Raw genomic sequence first — 19,540 nt, 5'->3', positions numbered from 1 at the left:
TGTTATGAAGGGGGTAGTTTGCGCCTGATTATCGAATGTTTAGATTTTGTAGCTATTCGACAAGGCTCAGGCGCAGGATAAAGGAATTAAATGTTGCTGTCAACAAAAGCAGTGAGTTGTGATTTAGATAATGCGCCAACTTTGGTAGCTTCTACATTACCGTTTTTAAATATCATCAAGGTTGGGATGCCGCGGATGCCAAATTTAGGCGGAGTAGCTTGGTTTTCGTCGATGTTGAGTTTGGCTATTTTTAAACGACCTGCATATTCTTTGGCGACTTCGTCAAGGATAGGCGCTATCATTTTGCAAGGACCACACCAGTCAGCCCAGTAATCAACTAAAACTGGCACGGTGGACTGTAGGACTTCCTGTTCAAAGGTGTCGTCGGTAACGTAATGAATATGTTCGCTCATGGATGCCTCGTAAGGTAAATGATTCGGGTTGATGCGTTGTGCTTTTAGCACAGGCATATTTGTAGATAACGTATGCTAACTAAAAATTGGGTAAATGTGAAGTGATGTACGAAATTTGATTAAAATGAGATAAGTAGTAACGAGGATGATAAATGAGTGATTTAGATTGGATAGTTCGCACGCAATCGGCTGTGTGGCATCCGTGTACACAAATGAAGCAGCAGTTATTGACGCCACCTTTGATGATTACACGTGGGCAGGGCGTACTGCTTTTCGATGAAGCGGGACGAAGTTATATAGATGGTATTTCTTCCTGGTGGGTGAATTTGTTTGGGCATGCCAATCCTCGTATTAATGCAGCGATCACTGATCAGCTTGGTAAAATTGAGCATGTGATGCTGGCAGGTTGTACCCATGCGCCTGTGGTTGAGCTGTCCGAGCAGCTCGCGCAGTTAACTGGGTTGGGGCATGCTTTTTATGGTTCAGATGGCGCCAGTGCAACCGAAATCGCACTGAAAATGAGTTTTCATTACTGGCGCAATGTTGGTTTAGGCGGCAAGACCGAGTTTATTAGTCTGAAAAATAGCTATCACGGCGAAACGTTGGGTGCGTTGTCGGTTACGGATGTGGCAATATTCAAAGATATTTATGCGCCATTGTTACGACATAGTGTGCAGGTGATGAGTCCTGATAGTCGTTTGGTCGCCGCGGGTGAAACTGTATCGGATTATGCGTTGCGCGCAGCGCAGGATGTGGCGGATTACCTGGCACAACATCATCAGCGTGTGGCAGCGATCATTGTTGAACCGCTGGTGCAGGGGGCGGCGGGGATGGCAATGTATGACGCTGCCTATTTGCGTCATGTGCGTGAGTTATGTGACAAATATCAGGTGCATTTGATTGCTGATGAAATTGCTGTTGGTTTTGGGCGTACAGGAACGATGTTTGCCTGTGAACAGGCGCAGATTAAGCCTGATATGCTGTGTCTTTCAAAAGGGATTACCGGAGGATATTTGCCATTGTCGGCGGTGTTGACTACGGACGAAATTTATAGCGCATTTTATGCGGATAGCACGGTGCGTGGCTTTTTGCATTCACATTCATACACAGGGAATCCATTGGCGTGTCGTGCTGCATTAGCGACTTTGGCGATCTTTACCGAGGATGATGTGTTGATGCAGAACGCGCATAAGGGTGATTATCTCGATAGCGTGGCCATAACGTTGCGTTATCATCCGCAAGTGCGCCATTGGCGCCGCACTGGGATGATATGGGCGTTTGATGTCGCTGATGCACCAGCCGATTTTTCACGTTTGTTTTATCTGGCTGCGCTAAAGCAAGGTTTATTGCTGCGCCCTATCGGTAATACGGTTTATTTTATGCCGCCTTATGTGATAAGTGAGGCGGAGATAGATCAGCTGGTGACAGGTGCATTGACTGCGCTAAATCAAGTGTTGCTTAGTTAGTGCAGGCTGGTGAGTTGCTGTCTGCGTCAGCGCAAGTCAGATTGTTGCCGGTAATAGTGCCCAGACGTGTTTTGATGGACGTTTCTGGTTCATCGAAGCGGCGAGCGTAAAAGATGGCGTTGGAAATAACTTTTTTGACATAGTCACGTGTTTCGCTAAAGGGAATATTTTCCGCATAAATTGCGCCTTCTATGGCATGGTCTGCACGCCAGCGACGGGCGCGACTTGGCCCTGCATTGTAGGCAGCGGTAGCTAGCACATCAGAGTTATCCAGACTTTGTTGTATGGTTTTAAGGTAATACATGCCAAATTGCATGTTGGTATCCATATCATGTAAATCTTCGGTCTGGAAACGTTTGATGCCGAGTTTTTTAGCGATCCAGTGCGCGGTGGCGGGCATGATTTGCATGAGGCCAGATGCACCTACACCAGATTTTGCATGGCTGACAAAGCGGCTCTCCTGACGGATGAGTCCATATACCCAGGCTTCGTCCAGCCCACTTTCCTTGGCATATTGTTTGGCTTTGTCGCGATATGGTGCCAGAAAGCGTAAATCAAAATTGTGGAGTTGCTGCGTGCGATCAGCCGTGTTGATAGCACGATCTAGCCAGTTATATTGTAGTGCGAGTTCAGCTGCAGCAAGTAAGCGCCTGTCATCGAAATCACGTGTTGCCCATGACCATTCGTTATTGGCTTCGGTGCGTAAATCCATTTGATAGAGTGCTAATGCGCGCTGTATCGCGGGAATGCGCTGGATGGCAGCAATTTCGTCGTTGCTGACATTAACATTGATAGTGAGATTTCCTACGGTTGCACCTAATTCTTCTTCAGCGAGTAAGCCGTAGAAATTGTATTCTTTGGATAAGGTGACGAATAGCGTATTTGCAGCCAGTGTTTTATTCTGGATTTTGTAGGCGCGAGCTAACCAGTAACGCCATGCGGCTTCATTGCGTTCGGATTCAGGCATGGCGAGGATGCTGGTCTGTACATTACGCCAGTTGCCCTGCCAGAGCGCTGCTCGTACGCGCCATGCATGTTGTTCATCACTCAGTTGGGTTAAGTCGCTATGTTCAAACCAGTCGTAAGCTTCTGGGAGGTGCTGGCGTGCAGCATGGTAGGCAATTTGCGCCCAGGTATATTGGCGGTCAGCTTTAGGAAATTGATCTTTAATTAGTTGCCACTGTTGCACAGCCTGTGCCGCATCCTTTGTGGCGAGGCGGGTAACTGCATAGATGGCGATTTCACGTTGATCTCTTAACTTTAGATTGAGATTGTCGCTGGACAGAAAGTTTTCAGGGTTAGTATTAGCAAGGTTAAGTTGTTTATCTGTTAAAGGTGTGTCCAGATATTCAGACCATGTCATTGCGCTAGCGCTATTGTTGTTTGCCAGTAATAGCCTGATGCGCTGCCAGATATTATCGTTACTGATTTGTTGTCCGTTGATGAGGCCGATGAAAAGTGGATCGCAGGCGCTGGGCAGGTCTTTGTTGGTAAGCCAGAGTTGTTTTGCCTCGGTGATGGCGGTGGGTTGATTTTGCTGGACGCGTCCTTGTAGTGCGTAGCATTGCAGGCTTAGATCAGGATTGACAGCCAGCGGGTATAAATCCAGGTAGGTCGCCCAGTCTTGTTGTTGAGCGAGCAAACGCAGCCAGTCAACACGGAGCTTGTTAGATAGTGGCGTGTCGCTGTTGCGGTCGATGAAATAACGGATATCATCAGCGCTTGCCGTTTTAATCTGGGAGGTAAGTTGCCAGTATTGTAGGTAGGGCAGTAATGGCGAGTCTTTTAGTCGAGCAGCATAGGCGGGCAGTTTTTGTAGTTGTCCGTTGCGAAATGCATCACGTGCCGCAAGGTAGTCTTTACTGTCATCAGCGTGGGTGAGCACGCTTAATGACAGTATCAAGAGAATGAATAAATAACGCATCAACTGAGAAATAATTGATAAGCGGGGTTATCTGTTTCATCCCAGTATGGATAGGCCAGGTTGTCCAGTGATGTATGGAAGTGATCGCGTTCGTTTGGTGGTACCTGAATGCCGACTAAGACACGACCATAATCAGCGCCGTGGTTACGGTAGTGGAACAAGCTGATATTCCAATTCTGGCTGAGTGCGTTGAGGAACTGCATCAATGCGCCAGGCCGTTCAGGGAACTCAAATCGATAGAGCAGTTCATGCTCAACCTGAGGCGCATGACCGCCGACTAGATGGCGTACATGCAGTTTGGCCATTTCGTTGTCAGTCAGATCCAGCGTAGTTAGTTTGTTTGCCTGTAGCATGGCGACCAAATCGGTGCTGGCCTGACGGTTGGGTACTTGTAAGCCGACGAATACATGTGCGTCCTGATTGTTGGCAAAACGATAATTAAATTCGGTGATGTTGCGAGTACCCAATAGCGTACAAAAGGCTTTAAAGCTGCCTGGTGTTTCGGGTATGGTGACGGCCAGAATGGCTTCGCGACGTTCGCCGAGTTCGGCGCGCTCAGCGATATAGCGTAAGCGATCAAAATTCATGTTGGCACCACTGGCGATGGCGATAAGCGTGGCATTCTGGACTTGCTCACGTGCGCTCCACAGTTTGGCACCGGCGATGGAGAGCGCACCAGAGGGTTCTAATATGGAACGAGTATCTTCAAACACATCCTTGATGGCTGCACAGATTGCATCATTATCGACGCGGATAATTTCATCAACGTATAAGCTAGCCAGACGGAAGGTTTCTTCCCCGACTTGCTTGACGGCTACACCATCAGCGAATATGCCTACTTGTGATAAAAGCACCCGCTGCTTGGCTGACAGCGAGCGTGCCATCGCATCCGCATCTTCAGGCTCTACACCGATAACTTTGATACCCGGCTTGAGCCGCTTTATGTAGACGGCCATGCCTGCAATCAGTCCACCACCACCAACCGGAATAAAAATTGCATCTATGGGCGCGCTGTGCTGGCGCAGGATTTCCATGGCGATAGTGCCTTGTCCTGCAATGACAGCGGGATCATCATAGGGATGCACATAGGTTGCCCCCGTTTGTTCGGCAAGCTGTTTGGCGTGGGCGTAAGCGTCATCATAGGTGTCACCTATGAGTATGGCTTCGGCACCGCGTGCTTTGACTGCATTGACTTTGATTTGTGGGGTAGGTGATGGCATGACGATAGTGGCGTGACATCCGAGCTTCTGTGCGGCGAGCGCAACGCCTTGAGCGTGGTTGCCCGCTGATGCGGTAATAACCCCCGCCTGGAGTGCATCGGCGGATAACCCCGCCATTTTGTTATATGCGCCGCGTAGTTTGAATGAAAAAACGGGCTGCAAGTCTTCACGTTTGAGGTAGATCTGGTTGCCTATGCGCGCAGATAAATTTGGCGCGAGTTCCAGCGGAGATTCTATTGCTACGTCATAAACGTGGGAGGTGAGTATTTTAGCCAGGTAATCGGTGTCGCTAGTCATGATGATGTTTTGTTCCATAAGAGTCGTCTAGATTAACAGACCTTGCGTGATTTGTGAAAATTCTCATTTATGGTTATGCTGTTTGTTTTGTTTTTAGTTAAGTAATGTGAGGATGATAATGACGCAAGATGAATTGAAACAAGCTGTAGCCCGTGCAGCAATAGAATATGTGCCACAAGGTATTATCGGGGTGGGGACGGGTTCAACGGCTAATTTTTTTATTGATGAGTTGGCCAAGGTCAAAGGCCGTTTTGATGGTGCGGTCGCAAGTAGTGAGGCTACGGCACAACGTCTGAAGTCGCATGGTATTTCCGTATATGAATTGAATGATGTCGGCGAATTGGAAATTTACGTAGATGGCGCAGATGAAATCACCAAACACATGCATATGATCAAGGGTGGTGGTGGTGCGTTGACAAGGGAGAAAATCGTTGCAGCATGTGCAAAGCAATTTATTTGTTTGGCTGACGCATCTAAGTTGGTCGATTTGCTGGGTAACTTTCCGTTGCCAGTCGAAGTTATTCCGATGGCGCGTAGTTATGTTGCCCGCGAATTGGCAAAACTCGGTGGTCAGCCGCGTTTACGTGAAGGCTTTATAACCGACAACGGTAATGTGATTCTGGATGTGGTGGGCTTGACTATTATGAATCCAGTTGAGCTGGAAACGGCATTGAATCAAATCGTCGGTGTGGTCACTAACGGTTTGTTTGCACTGCGTCCTGCAGATGTACTGTTGCTTGGTACTGCTGATGGTGTGAAAACGATGAAGGCTGGTGACTAGTTGAGTGGCTCGGCGTCGCTCTGATCAGGTAGACCTGAGACGGGCACGCTGTATTGCTCACTTCCCCATGCGCCAAGATCTATCAGGCGGCAGCGCTCTGAACAGAATGGGCGAAACTGGCTGTCTTTAGTCCATTCCACAGCAGTTTTGCAGGTTGGGCATTTAACAACCAGGTTCATAAATTGCAGAAGGTGAGTTTAAATTCCAGATTTTCGGTGCAAGTTTTGGGGTGCTCGGTCAGCGCTTCTAAAAAGCGTATGCTGAGCGCGTACTTATTTGCACTGGTTTCTGGGGTGTAAGGTTGATGTTGATTCAGGCTAATTTTAATTAGCTGCGCATTACGACCATTAAGCATTTGTTGATAACTGCCTTTGATAGCAAGCACGGTTTGAGGCGCGCCGCTTTCACGTAATAGTTTTAACACGACGCTGATACCCTGATAAATTGGCAGCATAGGTTTAAGCCAAAGATTCAATTGTGCACGCCGTTCGTCACTTGGTATATGTAACCAATAATGATAAGCAGGTAAGTCAAATTCACAAGTGCCACCTGGTATGCTGGCGCGTTGCTTAATATTCATTAACCATTCTATCTCTTTGAGATTCTGCCCTAGTTTACCTGCTAAGCCATGAATAGACTTTAGGCACTGGCTAATTTCAGTTAATACTTCTGCTAATTTATCCTGGTCGATTGCTTTGTTATTACGCAGGTTTTCTAAACCTTGGCGTTGGCGTTCCAATTCCTGCAGTATGTCTGATTTTAAATCAGCGCGGCCTGCCACTTCGATGATTTCGAATAACGCAAGTAACGCCGCATGATGCTGCAATGCATCTTCCAGCGCAACGAAATAGAACGCCTTGTGGAAAAGGCTTTCTAGACGTAACAAGGTACGTACACGTTCACTTAATGGATATTCGTAATCTATCACGTGTAATAGGGGTTTTGGAATGTTGATTTCATTGATTTTGACATGGTAGTGCACACTTGGCAAATGCTTAATATTAATTTCTCATCTTGAGATATTGAGCATGTAAGGCAGTTACCTGTGCTTTTGTCAGTACGAGTTCATTTTGGTTGCTAATAACATCATCAGCGTGCTGTAGTCGTTGGGTTCGACTAATCTGGCAGGCCATGATTTTATGGATGGTGTCTTCTGTCAGGTGGCTGCGAGCCATAGTGCGACTGATTTGTTGTGGCTCATCGCAATCGACCACAGCGATACGTTGCACCAAGGCTAAATACTTGGGACTCTCAATAAGTAGTGGGATAACCAGCAATATGTATGGTGTGTGTTGTAATTGGTTAATCTTAGCCAAAACTTGTTGATATATTAATGGATGCAAAATGTTTTCTAGTTGACGTTTCGTGTCAGGATCGGAAAAGATTAATTCACGCATTTTGGCGCGATGCATGGCGCCGAGGTCATCTATGAATTCATTGCCAAATGCTTGTTTAATGGCTTCAATCGCTATCCCTGATGGTGCAGTTAAGGCATGTGAAATTTCATCGGCATCAATAATATGAGCGCCTAATTCCTTGAAAAAATTGGCGATAGTTGATTTCCCGCAACCTATGCCACCAGTCAGTCCTACCAAGTAAGTCATTAGAGTGTGGCGAGGTAACTTTGCATGATTTCCTTACCCCAAAATAGTGCAATTAATCCACCACCTGCAAGATAAGGGCCGAATGGTATGGGAATTGAGCGTCCTTGTTTAGCAACGACGATCAGTATGATTCCGACCACTGCGCCTACTGCAGAAGAAAGCAGGATGACTATAGGCAGCATGGACCAGCCTAGCCAGGCACCGATTGCAGCAAGCAGTTTAAAATCACCATAACCCATACCTTCTTTTCCAGTTATAAGTTTGAATAACCAATAAATAGACCATAGGCTTAAATAGCCCATCATCGCACCGATGACAGCTGAATTTAAAGGGGTAAAGGTATTTTGCATATTGGCCAGTAGTCCTAGCCAAAGTAAAGGTAAGGTAATGTTGTCAGGCAGTAATTGAGTATCAAAATCAATAAATGTAAGTGCAATGAGTGCCCATACAAATACAATGGCTGCTAGAGAGGCTGTGCCATAGCCAAAGTAGGCAGCGGTGATTGCGGTTAATATGCCAGTGATGGCTTCCACGACAGGGTAACGTACGCTAATGCGAGTCTGGCAGCCACGACATTTTCCTCGTAACCATAAATAACTTAGTATGGGAACGTTCTCTAAAGCGGTGATGGCATGACCACATGTAGGGCACGCAGAGCGTGGAATTGACAGGCTAAACGGTGGCTGATCTGGCAAGCTGGTTTGATTCAACTCCGCGCATTGAACACGCCATTCGTTTTCCATTATCTTCGGCAAGCGATAAATTACCACGTTGAGGAAGCTCCCCACCAGTAAACCGATAATGCCACAAGTAACGGTAAACCAGAGGGGGTTGGTTTGCAGAAGTGTGAGCATGTTTAACCGACCACGCTGCCCATTTTGAAAATTGGCAAGTACATCGCGACCACCATGCTGCCAATTAAACCGCCAAGTATGACCATGATAACAGGTTCCATCAAGCTGGAAATAGATGCAACTGCATCATCTACTTCAGCTTCATAAAAGTCAGCAACTTTGCTTAACATAGAATCAAGTGCACCCGATTCTTCACCTATCTGTACCATCTGTTGTACCATGTTAGGGAATAAATGAGTATTCTGCATGGCAATTGTGAGGTTGGTACCTGTAGTGACTTCTGCTTTGATTTTCATGGTTGCGTGATAAAAAACGATGTTGCCAGCAGCGCCTGCGACTGAATTTAATGCTTCAACTAGGGGCACACCAGCAGCAAACATGGTTGAGAGTGTGCGTGTCCAGCGTGCGATGGCGGCTTTTTCTAAAATAACGCCAAAAATTGGCATTTTAAGCATTGCTCTATCCATGATTTCTTGCATTTTGATAGACCGTTTCCATGTGTAGAAAAAGAACCAGAATCCGCCGCCTATAGAGCCAAATATTAACCACCAATATTGAACGAAGAAGTCAGAAATGCTCATCATAATGAGGGTTGGTGCGGGTAAGTCGGCACCGAAGCTACTGAATAACTCCTTAAATGCGGGAACGACAAAAAGCATAATCACCGCAGTAATAACAAATGCAACGACAATAATGGAAAGTGGGTAGAATAATGCGGACTTAATTTTACCTTTAATCGCAATTATTTTTTCCTGATAAGTCGCTAGGCGATCCAGTACGCCATCTAAAATACCTGCTTGCTCACCTGCATCAACCAAATTGACATAAAGTGTATCGAAGTAAAGTGGATGTTTGGCGAAAGATTTACTTAAACTTGTACCGCCTTCTATATCCGTTTTAATGTCAATCAATAACTTCTGTACAGCAGGGTTAGCATGCCCTTTAGCTACAATGTCAAAGGCTTGTAAAAGTGGTACGCCAGATTTCATCATGGTTGCGAGTTGGCGGGTAAATAAGGCAACATCTTTGGCTGTGATTTTTTTACTGCCTGCCAAGTTACCCTTTTTCTTTATTCTTTTAACATTAATACCTTGGCGGCGCAAAGTGGAGCTCACCACAGCCTCGCCGCCGGCTATCATCTCACCTTTAACCGTTTTGCCTGATTTGTCAGTTCCTTCCCAGCTATAAGCAACATCTTTGCTTGTGGGTGTTTTTTTTGCAACAGCCATATCGTGTTTCTCCCGTATTGATTTAGTTATTTGATTAGTGGGGTTATTCGTTAGTAACTGACTCAACTTCTTCTAGTGAGGTCAGTCCTGTAATGACCTTATTTAGACCAGAGCGCCTCAAGTCGCTCACACCTTCGCGGCGCGCCTGGTCGGCAATGTCAATTGCATTGCCGTTGCTCATAATGATGCGGCGCATTTCATCAGTTATGGGCATGACTTGGTAAATGCCTAGCCTTCCTTTGTATCCTGTACCTTTGCAAAGATCGCAACCAACAGCATGATAGGGTTTCCAGCTACCATCAAGCTCGCTCTCAGCAAACCCAGCTCTTAACAAGGCTTCCTTTGGTATGTCTATAGGTTGTTTGCACTTGCATAATTTCCGAGCTAGTCGCTGCGCGGTAATCATGATGACGCTGGATGCTATGTTAAATGGAGCGATTCCCATATTCATTAAACGGGTCAATGTGGATGGTGCATCATTTGTATGCAGTGTTGATAGCACCATGTGACCTGTTTGTGCGGCTTTAATCGCGATTTCAGCTGTTTCCAGATCGCGTATTTCACCGACCATGATGATGTCTGGGTCTTGTCGCAAAAACGACTTTAATGCGGCAGAAAAGGTTAAGCCCGCTTTATCATTCACGTTAACTTGGTTTATGCCAGGCAAGTTAATTTCAGCTGGATCTTCTGCTGTAGCGATGTTGACGCCCGGCTGATTCAGGATGTTTAAGCAGGTGTACAGCGAGACAGTTTTACCACTACCTGTTGGCCCGGTCACGAGCACCATGCCATAGGGGCGTTGTACTGCGTTTAGCAGCAGCTCTTTTTGCTTGGGTTCATATCCTAATGCTTCAATACCCAATGTTGCACTGGTTGGGTCAAGAATACGCATCACAATTTTTTCACCATACAGGGTGGGTAGGGTGCTGACGCGGAAATCGATTGCGCGGTTTTTTGATAACACGAGTTTCATGCGCCCGTCTTGTGGGACGCGTTTTTCTGAAATGTCGAGTTTCGAGATGACCTTAATGCGGGAAGCCAGTTTGTCTTTAATTGCTAATGGAGGCTGCGCGATCTCGCGTAGCACACCGTCTAATCGGTAGCGTATGCGGTAATATTTTTCGTAGGGCTCGAAATGGATGTCAGATACACCATCATTGATAGCATCTAAGAGTATTTTTTGCAGATACCGAACAATTGGAGCGTCATCGATTTCTTGGGATTCTTCAGCATTTTTTGCATTTTGTGTAGCGTCGTCAGTAAGATCAAGTTCAAAATCATCGTCACCCGCCAAATTGGCGATGGTGTTGTTACTGCTTTCACTAATTTGAGTAATGAGTTTGCCAAGTTTGTCATCTTCAACAACGATAACTTCAACAGTCAGTGATGTTTGAAACTTTATGTCATCGATGGCTTGTAAATTGGTTGGGTCGGACAGCCCAACCGCTAATTTGGTACCTCTTTGATATAGTGCAACGACGCGACGACTTTGTATCAGTTTGCTGTCTAACAGTTTGTTGGGTATGACTTCAGGGTCTATCGCATTTAAATCAAAATAAGGAAAACCAAATTGTACTGCCGCAAACTCAGCTAATTTAACGGCCGTAGTTTTCTTGGATTTTAGCAGCTGGGTGACGAATTGTTCATTGCTGGCTTTGGCGTCTTTCATAATGGCCTCTGCCTCGTCATTGGTGAGCCATTGTTGGCTAACTAGTGCGCGCGCAAGACCTGTCAATATGATGGGGTTTGAGTTTGATGCCATTAGTCTCGAAGTTGAATTTTTAGTTGGAATGGGTTCTTGCTTGGTAATAATGCGCTGTTAATTTTTTTTTGTAAAGATGCTAGGTGGTAGGTTGTTTCGGGTAGATGCGTGCAGTCTTAACTGCTCTGTCATGTATTTGCATTATTTCGATAGGGTGGTCGGCAATTTTGATGGTGGTGCCTGATTCAGGTATGTCTTCTAGTCGCTCTAAAATTAGGCCGTTGAGTGTTTTCGGGCCGATTTCTGGTAGAGCAAGCTTAAGCCGACGATTGATGGTTCGTATAGGGGTGCCTCCTTCAACCAGCCAGCTTCCATCGGGCTGAGGGATGCAGTCCAGGGAGTGATTGTGGGAGGTTTGTCTTAGCTCACCTATTATTTCCTCAAGTATATCTTCCAGGGTAAGCAAGCCGAGTAGTTCGCCATATTCATCTACAATGATGCCTAACTTGCGTTTGTTTTCTTGGAATTGGCGTAATTGAGTAAATAATAAGGTGCCAGAGGGAATGAAGTATGGAGTTTTTACGTTGGCAAGGATGATGTCGCTACTAATGTCTTGTTGGCGCAGATCGCGAGCAATGTCACGTAGATGAAGTATACCGATTATTTCATTGGGTTGATCTCGATAAATAGGGATGCGTGTGTGGTGGCTGCTGATAAGATGTTTGGTAATATTGGTTGCAGAATCATCCAGCGCGATGGCTTCCATCTGACTTCGTGGCGTCATGATGTCATCCACGGTGATGTTTTCCAAGTCTAATAAGTTGATTAGTATGCTCTTGTGGGTAGGGGGGAGTAGTTTTCCTGATTCAAAAATGATGGTTCTGAGCTCTTCTATTCCCAAAGTGTGTCCTGTGTCGTTGTTGGGCTTTAGTCGTAACGCTTTGAGTAGAACTTGCACAAAAAGATTGACGAACCAGACTATGGGGTAGGCTAGTGTCAATAGCGGGCGCAGGATGAAGCTGGCAGGTAACGCAATGTTTTCAGGGTAAGCTGCGCCTATCACTTTAGGTGTGACTTCGCTAAACACCAGAATTGCAAAGGTGACGGCAAGTGTTGCTGCACCTAGCACCCATTCGCTATTACCAAATAGTCTGATTGAAATGATGGTGACTAGGGTGGCAGATGCTGCATTGATTAAATTATTGCCTAGTAAAATTACACCCAGCAGTTTGTCTGTATTGGCTAGCAATAATGCGGTGCGTTTGGCATTCTGATTGCCTTGGTTGGCTAGGTGCCGTAAACGATAGCGATTAAGTGCCATCATGCTGGTTTCTGAGGCGGAAAAAAATGCAGATAGCGCAAGTAAAACAAAAAGTGCCGCCAATAGGATGGCAATAGGGATGTCGTTCAAGCTAAATTAAAACGAGTATGTAGGAGTGATTCAGTTTAGCGCTTGGAGAATGGTTGTCAAGCGGGAATAAAAAACGGCGAGTAAATCGCCGTTAGGTGTTAATTGCTTATTTGCCCATGTGTGGCGAAGAAGAGTAACGTTCCATCATGGAGCGATCTTTCCAAACCTTCTCATCCAGCACTGCAGCTGGAATGTGGAACTGGTTTTCTGTTTCAACAGCAATTTCTTTAACAATCTTGGTAATGTCGTCATAAGCAATTTTGTATAAAAATCCTGCTTTGTCCGTCATGCGTGCAATCATCGCAGATTCAAACATTTTATAAACGTAAATGTTTGCTGGGCGAATTTTGCCATCTGTTGCACGCCAAGCTACTGTGTAACGAGTATTTTCTTTAAAGTTGGTCTTGTCCACTGCTGCACTCCTAAAAGTAATTGCTAAAGCGTAACGCTTGATTTTAAATGAATAAAGATGTGGTGAATCCAGAAACGGCTGCAAAAAATATAGCAAAATATAGCATGGAAAGTCAGGGGCGTAAACAACTAGCTAAGCGAAGAAGTTCTTTTGATAATATTTATAGCCCCATTAAAGATTATAGTTTGCCTAAAGTGTTGTGCATGGGGGAAAATATGAAATTCTGGTGTATTAACCTTAAACCTATTCCGTTATTCAATTATGAACGCTATCGTTAAAATAGAAAATCACGACAATCAAGAAATCAAGTTCACCACTTGTTATATGTGCGCGTGCCGTTGTGGTATTAAAGTGACTTTGGAAGAGAATAAAGTCCGCTTTATTCAAGGTAATCGCAATCACCCTACCAATCAGGGTGTGTTGTGTGCCAAGGGGTCTGCGGGCATTATGAAACAGTATTCTGCTGCTAAGTTGCGTAAACCGTTGATGCGCAAGCCTGGCGCTGAGCGTGGTAGTGGTGAGTTTGTTGAGATTGAATGGGATCAGGCGTTGGATATGTTAACCACGCGTCTGGCTGATATTCGCGCCACGAATCCCTCTAAGCTTGCTTTCTTTACTGGTCGAGATCAGATGCAGGCGTTAACAGGTTTGTGGGCGCAACAGTTTGGTACGCCTAACTGGGCTGCACACGGTGGATTTTGTTCTGTCAATATGGCGGCGGCAGGTTTGTATTCTATAGGTTTCTCGTTCTGGGAATTTGGCGCGCCAGATTGGGATTATGCCAAGTATTTCATAATGTGGGGCGTAGCTGAAGATCACTCATCCAATCCAATTAAAATTGGTTTAGAGAAACTAAAGCGCCATGGTGGGAAGTTCGTTTCAGTTAATCCTGTGCGTACAGGGTATTCTGCAATCGCTGATGAATGGATACCTATTAAGCCGGGTATGGATGGTCTGCTGGCGCTGTCTGTAGTGCATGTCTTGTTGTCACGTGAATTGTTTGACTGGGAATTCCTGGTTCGTTACACGAACTCGGCTTGGCTGGTGGTTGATACTCCTGGGCAGAAAGGCCATGGCTTGTTCTTGCGTGATGAGCAGGGTAATCCTCTGGTTTGGGACATAGAAAAGGCTGGATTTGTAAATGGGCTGGATAAAGATATAGCCCCTGCATTATTTGGGAATTATGTTGCTCCTGATGGTCGTCCAGTTAAAACGGTCATGACGCTAACTGCAGAGCGTTACTTAGATGATCGTTACGCGCCCGAAAATGTTGCGCAGGAATGTGGTGTGTCTGCAGAAACTATAGAGCGCATGGCGTTAGAGATGGCGCATGTGGCGTTCAAAGAAACAGTAGAGCTAGATATACAGTGGACCGATAGCTGGGGTCGTCAGCATGATAAAGTCATAGGCCGTCCGGTAGCAATGTATGCGATGCGTGGTATCGCTGCACATTCCAACGGTTTCCATGCTTGTCGTGCAGTTCATCTGATACAGATTATGTTGGGTGCGCTGGATGGCCCAGGTAATTTCCGTGCGCGAGCGCCTTACCCTAAGCCAATTCCGCCGCATCAGTTGCCGGAAAACAATATCGATGTAATCAATGCACCAAATACGCCATTATCAAAAACACCGCTAGGTTTTCCAACACGCCCAGAAGATTTGGTAATAGATAAGCAGGGTAATCCATTGCGGATCGATAAGGCTTATTCTTGGGAAATACCTATTGCATCTCATGGTTTGATGCATATGGTAATTACTAACGCAACAAACCACGATCCATACCCTATTGATACATTGTTGCTGTTTATGTCTAACATGGCTTGGAATTCGACAATGAATACCAAGAATGTGCAGGATATGTTACGAGAAAAGGATCCGGCTAAACCAGATCAACATAAGATCCCGTTCTTGGTAGTCGTTGATGCATTCCATTCGGAAATGGTTAACTTTGCTGACCTGGTATTGCCGGATACAACCTATTTGGAACGTTATGATACGATTTCGCTGTTAGACCGACCTATATCAGAGCCTGATGCAGCTGCTGATGCAATCCGTTATCCGTTATTGAAGCTGGATAGGGATGTGCGCCCATGGCAAGAAGTGATGGTGGAGTTGGCGGGGCGTCTCAAGTTTCCAGCGTTTACTAATGCAGATGGAACGCCTAAATTCAAGGATTATCCTGATTTTATCGTCAATTATGAGCGCGCGCCTGGTATAGGTTTCCTTGCGGGTTGGCGTGGTAAAAATGGTGAAAAGTCGCTTAAGGGCGAGCCAAATCCAAAACAATGGGAAAAGTACATAGAAAACGAGTCTTTCTTTGCGCACCATTGGCCAGACAGTCAAAAATACAATCGTTTTGCAAACAAGGAGTATTTGGATATTGCTGCTGAAGTTGGTTTCGTAGGTAAGTCCGAGCCGATTACGATGCAAATTTATTCAGAACCACTGCAAAAATTTAGATTGGCGGGTCAGGGTTTGTATGATGGGCCTCAGCCTAATAATCCAGTAGATCGCGAACGCCTGGCAACCTATTTTGATCCATTGCCTATGTGGTATAAGCCGTTGGAACAAGAGCGTGTGGATGCAAATGAATATCCGTTCTTCGCATTAACTCAGCGTCCAATGTTGATGTATCACTCATGGGATTCGCAAAACGTATGGTTGCGTCAGATACTTGCGCAAAACTATATGTACATGAATCGTGGTCAGGCTACCCGTATGGGATTAAAAGATTTTGACTGGATTTGGGTTGAGTCGCATAACGGCAAGATTCGTTGCCAAATGCGCACTATGGAAGGTACGCAAGAAAATACAGTATGGACGTGGAATGCAATTGGTAAGCAGGGTGGTGCTTGGGGTCTGAAGCCAGAAGCATCGGAAGCTAAAAATGGCTTTCTGCTAAATCACCTTATTTCAGAGTTGCTTCCAGCTAAAAAGGGTGAGCGTCGCATTACTAATTCCGACCCTGTTACGGGACAGGCGGCATGGTTTGACTTGCGCGTGAAGATATCCAAGGCAGCTGAAGGAGAGACAGGCAGTTGGCCAGAGTTCCCTCCATTGAAGCCATTGCCATGGGATGATGGTGAGCGCCCTGATACGCTGCGTTATAGCACGCGTCCAGAAGATAATGAACAGGCTTGATTTTTAGGAAGAGATAAATGAGATTAGGTTTAGTAATTGATTTGGATGTGTGCGTGGGGTGTCATGCTTGTGCGATTGCCTGCAAAGAATGGAATGCGTCTGGTGCGACTGCTCCGTTGACTGATTATCAACCTTATGGAGCTCAGCCATCCGGGGTTTGGTTTAATCGTATACGTAGTTACGAAGTGGGTGAGTATCCCAACAATAAGACTATTAATTTTCCTATGTCATGTATGCATTGTGAAGATGCGGACTGTGTGACGGTATGCCCAACTGGTGCGTCATACAAACGTGCGGAAGATGGTATTGTTTTGGTTGATCAAACCAAGTGCATGGGATGTAATTACTGCTCATGGGCATGTCCTTATGGCGCTCGGGAATTGGACAGAGAATCTGGCACAATGAAGAAGTGCACTTTGTGTATTGATCGTATATATGACACGTTTATGCCAGTTGAAGAGCGTCAGCCCGCATGCGTATTAACATGTCCTGCGCATGCTCGGATGTTTGGTGACATGGATGATGCAAACTCTGCTGTGAGTGTTGTCATTCGTGAGCGTGGTGGTTATCAATTAATGCCTGAGTTAGGTTATAACCCTACTAATCATTACCTTCCAGTGCGCAAAGCTACGCCAATATCTACTGACAATATGGGTAAGTCAGGCTTTAAAGATAGATTAAAGGGTATTGTTAATAAAGTAGTAAAACGTTAAGTACGTTTTATACATATTCATTCTAGATGGAGTAAATAATGCATCCCGCATTTTCCGTGATTTTTTTTACAGTTAGCTCCGGCGCTGGTTTTGGTTTATTTGCGTTGCTAGTATTGGCTGATTTGCTGGGCTTGGGTGGCGGTCTGTCGATTGATCAAAAGCTAACGGCGGGTAGTTTGGCTTTGTTCCTTGTGGCCGCAGGTTTGTCATCGTCAGTGTTCCATTTGGCGAATCCAAAAAATGCATGGAGGGCGTTTAGCCGATATCGCACTTCCTGGCTGTCCAGGGAAGGCGTGTTCGCTGTTATGTTCTATCCATTTGCAATTGCATATTTGGGGTTGACTTGGCTGGATATGAGCCAATTTGCCACTATTAAGATGATATTCGGTGTGTTGGCAGCTATATTGGCATGGGTGACTATATTCAGCACGGGAATGATATATGCATGTTTGAAAACTATACGGCAATGGAACTCACCCTTGGTGCCAGCTAATTATTTGGCGCTGGGTCATTTGCTGGGCGGGCTGCTACTGTTGATAATAGTGAATGGCAGTTTAGTGAAAATGGATGGGTATGTTGCAATAAGTATTGCGTTAACGGTTATCGCAGGTGTGCTTAAAGCAATTTACTATTTTTGGATTGGTAAGCCAGGTGCAACATCAACAATTAATACTGCAACAGGTTTTACTCGTGGAACGGTGCGATTGCTGGATACGGGGCATACGCACGGTACATTTTTAACTGAAGAGTTTGGTTTTAAGATTGCACGTAAATACGCGTTGATGTTAAAAGTTGTGGTGTTTTTACTAGGATTTGTATTACCAATAGTAATGTTATCAATGGGGCTAACTTCCCAAGGTGATATATATATTGCGGTAATGCTTGCTGTAATTGGTGTAGTCGCAGAGCGCTGGTTGTTTTTTGCAGAGGCGCGGCATGTTATTAATTTATATCATGGCGCACAGCGTACTTAAAAAAATAAAGAAAACTATTTGCTTGGATACTGCATTTTGGTATATTAGTAAACTTTCGTTATTTTGGGGTAGTTATGTACGGATTTAAAGAGATTGATGTGCAAGGTTTGGATGATTTAATAGCCAAGACAGGATGCATGTTAATTGATGTGCGTACAGATGCTGAGGTTTCACGCGGAGGAATAGAAGGTGCAATACATTTGCCCTTGCATTTGCTCCCATTAAAAGCACAAGATTTGCCGGCCGATAAAGCAGTGGTGTTTTATTGTCAGTCTGGAGGACGCTCAGCCCAAGCTTCAGCCTTCGCGGCTTCAAAGGGATTGGTTGAGGTGTATAATTTGCAGGGAGGGATAATGGGTTGGATACGTTCAGGCCGCCCTTTATCTGCGATATAGTTTTTTGGTGTTTTTGTTTAAATTTAAGGAGATGAGTAATGAATTTCGATAAAGAATTAGATGCAAAAGGTTTAAACTGCCCATTGCCAATCTTGCGTTGCAAGAAAAGCTTGGCTGATATGACTACTGGTCAAGTGTTGAAAATTGTTGCAACAGATCCAGGCGCTATTAAAGATTTCGAAGCATTTGCTAAGCAAACAGGTAATGAATTGCTTTCATCTGCTCAAGCTGGTGCTGAATTTACTTTCTTTATGAAGAAGAAATAAATAAACATAATTGATGTGCCAAACATTTTGAATGTTTGGTCAGTCTCAAAATTTGAGGGATAGACATGGAACAAAAGAAACTTGCAATCATTGCAACAAAAGGCACGCTGGATTGGGCGTACCCGCCATTTATCTTGGCTTCAACAGCTGCGGCTTTGGATTATTCTGTAGAGATTTTCTTTACATTCTACGGGTTGCAGTTAGTGCGCAAGGATCTTTCTTTCCTAAGAGTTAGCCCGCTGGGAAATCCTGGTATGCCTATGAAGATGCCGTTCGGGCCTAAGTGGTTCCGTGGGATTAATTGGAATGTTCCAAATGCGATTCAGGCAATCGTGCCAGGTTATGAAGCTGTTGCAACTGTACTGATGAAGAAGTCGATTTCTAACAATGGTGTTGCTACAGTAGAAGATCTACGTTCCATGTGCCATGAGTGCGATGTGAAATTCTTGGCATGTCAAATGACTGTAGAGCTTTTTGGCTTTGATCACAGTGAGTTCATTGATGGCGTAGATTATGTTGGCGCGGCTTCATTCTTCTCATTTGCAGGTGATTCAGATATTTGCTTGTACTTGTAATCAAGCAGGATTGGAAAAGCAGCGACAAAATCGTTGTTTTTCAATCAATAATAGCGCGGCAATCAGCTGCGCTGTCTAATTATCAATAGTAACGTCTAATTGATATCAAAATTATAGTTGATTGAGATAGCTTAATGGTTTATCTTGATATTTTACCAGTCTG

20 protein-coding genes are annotated in these 19,540 nt (G+C 45.1%); 9 read left to right on the top strand and 11 right to left on the bottom strand.

What is annotated here, in order from left to right; translation table 11 throughout:
• Window positions 1-86: 86 nt before the first annotated feature.
• Window positions 87-413, bottom strand: a complete 327-nt coding sequence (trxA, locus tag SFSGTM_RS14210) for a thioredoxin TrxA (protein WP_162085739.1) — start codon at window positions 411-413, stop codon at window positions 87-89.
• A gap of 152 nt (window positions 414-565) precedes the next feature.
• Between trxA and bioA the strand changes: the two genes are divergently transcribed.
• Window positions 566-1,879 (top strand): adenosylmethionine--8-amino-7-oxononanoate transaminase, encoded by a 1,314-nt coding sequence (bioA, locus tag SFSGTM_RS14205; protein ID WP_162085738.1) that lies wholly within the window; start codon window positions 566-568, stop codon window positions 1,877-1,879.
• On the opposite strand, the gene SFSGTM_RS14200 is transcribed toward bioA, so the two are convergent.
• Both SFSGTM_RS14200 and ilvA read right to left on the bottom strand, forming a co-directional pair.
• Window positions 1,872-3,803, bottom strand: coding sequence for a transglycosylase SLT domain-containing protein (locus tag SFSGTM_RS14200; protein WP_162085737.1), 1,932 nt, complete (start codon window positions 3,801-3,803; stop codon window positions 1,872-1,874). The genes bioA and SFSGTM_RS14200 overlap by 8 nt on opposite strands.
• On the bottom strand, window positions 3,803-5,320 hold the full coding sequence (gene ilvA, locus SFSGTM_RS14195; RefSeq protein ID WP_162086351.1) for a threonine ammonia-lyase, biosynthetic: 1,518 nt from the start codon (window positions 5,318-5,320) through the stop codon (window positions 3,803-3,805). Before ilvA ends, SFSGTM_RS14200 begins: the two co-directional genes overlap by 1 nt.
• A 112-nt stretch (window positions 5,321-5,432) precedes the next feature.
• Between ilvA and rpiA the strand changes: the two genes are divergently transcribed.
• Entirely contained in the window at window positions 5,433-6,101 is a 669-nt protein-coding gene (gene rpiA, locus SFSGTM_RS14190; RefSeq protein ID WP_162085736.1) for a ribose-5-phosphate isomerase RpiA, read from the top strand.
• On the opposite strand, the gene yacG is transcribed toward rpiA, so the two are convergent.
• From yacG to SFSGTM_RS14150, 8 genes are all read right to left on the bottom strand, one after another.
• On the bottom strand, window positions 6,098-6,280 hold the full coding sequence (gene yacG / locus SFSGTM_RS14185) for a DNA gyrase inhibitor YacG (protein ID WP_162085735.1): 183 nt from the start codon (window positions 6,278-6,280) through the stop codon (window positions 6,098-6,100). The genes rpiA and yacG overlap by 4 nt on opposite strands.
• A complete protein-coding gene (zapD, locus tag SFSGTM_RS14180; RefSeq protein WP_269780061.1) occupies window positions 6,277-7,083 on the bottom strand; it encodes a cell division protein ZapD in 807 nt (268 codons plus the stop codon). The genes yacG and zapD overlap by 4 nt, the downstream gene beginning before the upstream one ends.
• 19 nt (window positions 7,084-7,102) lie before the next feature.
• Window positions 7,103-7,705, bottom strand: coding sequence for a dephospho-CoA kinase (gene coaE, locus SFSGTM_RS14175; RefSeq protein ID WP_162085734.1), 603 nt, complete (start codon window positions 7,703-7,705; stop codon window positions 7,103-7,105).
• Complete coding sequence (locus SFSGTM_RS14170; RefSeq protein ID WP_162085733.1) at window positions 7,705-8,559, bottom strand: prepilin peptidase; 855 nt, start codon at window positions 8,557-8,559, stop codon at window positions 7,705-7,707. The genes coaE and SFSGTM_RS14170 overlap by 1 nt, the downstream gene beginning before the upstream one ends.
• Before the next feature lie 2 nt (window positions 8,560-8,561).
• The gene (locus SFSGTM_RS14165) at window positions 8,562-9,788 is read right to left on the bottom strand and encodes a type II secretion system F family protein (RefSeq protein WP_162085732.1); all 1,227 of its coding nucleotides are present in this window, start codon (window positions 9,786-9,788) and stop codon (window positions 8,562-8,564) included.
• Window positions 9,789-9,831: 43 nt separating this feature from the next.
• Window positions 9,832-11,550 carry a type IV-A pilus assembly ATPase PilB gene (gene pilB, locus SFSGTM_RS14160; protein WP_162085731.1) on the bottom strand — a complete coding sequence of 573 codons (1,719 nt, stop codon included), beginning with the start codon at window positions 11,548-11,550 and terminating at the stop codon, window positions 9,832-9,834.
• Window positions 11,551-11,629: 79 nt separating this feature from the next.
• Window positions 11,630-12,901: an HlyC/CorC family transporter gene (locus SFSGTM_RS14155; protein WP_174237423.1), complete on the bottom strand. Its 1,272-nt coding sequence runs from the start codon at window positions 12,899-12,901 to the stop codon at window positions 11,630-11,632.
• A gap of 106 nt (window positions 12,902-13,007) precedes the next feature.
• A complete protein-coding gene (locus SFSGTM_RS14150) occupies window positions 13,008-13,313 on the bottom strand; it encodes a hypothetical protein (RefSeq protein ID WP_162085730.1) in 306 nt (101 codons plus the stop codon).
• A 47-nt stretch (window positions 13,314-13,360) separates the two neighbouring features.
• Between SFSGTM_RS14150 and SFSGTM_RS14145 the strand changes: the two genes are divergently transcribed.
• The 7 genes from SFSGTM_RS14145 to dsrE2 all read left to right on the top strand — a co-directional run bounded on the left by SFSGTM_RS14145 (window position 13,361) and on the right by dsrE2 (window position 19,377).
• Window positions 13,361-13,591: a hypothetical protein gene (locus SFSGTM_RS14145; RefSeq protein WP_162085729.1), complete on the top strand. Its 231-nt coding sequence runs from the start codon at window positions 13,361-13,363 to the stop codon at window positions 13,589-13,591.
• On the top strand, window positions 13,575-16,454 hold the full coding sequence (locus SFSGTM_RS14140) for a molybdopterin oxidoreductase family protein (protein WP_162085728.1): 2,880 nt from the start codon (window positions 13,575-13,577) through the stop codon (window positions 16,452-16,454). Before SFSGTM_RS14145 ends, SFSGTM_RS14140 begins: the two co-directional genes overlap by 17 nt.
• Window positions 16,455-16,471: 17 nt before the next feature.
• Window positions 16,472-17,167: a 4Fe-4S dicluster domain-containing protein gene (locus SFSGTM_RS14135; RefSeq protein WP_162085727.1), complete on the top strand. Its 696-nt coding sequence runs from the start codon at window positions 16,472-16,474 to the stop codon at window positions 17,165-17,167.
• A 38-nt stretch (window positions 17,168-17,205) separates the two neighbouring features.
• Window positions 17,206-18,141 (top strand): dimethyl sulfoxide reductase anchor subunit family protein, encoded by a 936-nt coding sequence (locus SFSGTM_RS14130; protein WP_162085726.1) that lies wholly within the window; start codon window positions 17,206-17,208, stop codon window positions 18,139-18,141.
• Window positions 18,142-18,215: 74 nt separating this feature from the next.
• The gene (locus SFSGTM_RS14125; protein WP_162085725.1) at window positions 18,216-18,536 is read left to right on the top strand and encodes a rhodanese-like domain-containing protein; all 321 of its coding nucleotides are present in this window, start codon (window positions 18,216-18,218) and stop codon (window positions 18,534-18,536) included.
• Window positions 18,537-18,574: 38 nt separating this feature from the next.
• Window positions 18,575-18,802: a sulfurtransferase TusA family protein gene (locus SFSGTM_RS14120; RefSeq protein ID WP_162085724.1), complete on the top strand. Its 228-nt coding sequence runs from the start codon at window positions 18,575-18,577 to the stop codon at window positions 18,800-18,802.
• A 65-nt stretch (window positions 18,803-18,867) separates the two neighbouring features.
• Window positions 18,868-19,377, top strand: coding sequence for a sulfur carrier protein DsrE2 (gene dsrE2, locus SFSGTM_RS14115; RefSeq protein ID WP_162085723.1), 510 nt, complete (start codon window positions 18,868-18,870; stop codon window positions 19,375-19,377).
• The last annotated feature ends 163 nt before the right edge of the window (window positions 19,378-19,540 follow it).

The organism is Sulfuriferula nivalis, from assembly GCF_009937995.1.
In the GTDB taxonomy this organism is placed as follows: Bacteria; Pseudomonadota; Gammaproteobacteria; order Burkholderiales; family Sulfuriferulaceae; genus Sulfuriferula; species Sulfuriferula nivalis.
Note: the sequence above shows the minus strand (reverse complement) of the source record. Positions and strands in the feature narration are given on the sequence as shown.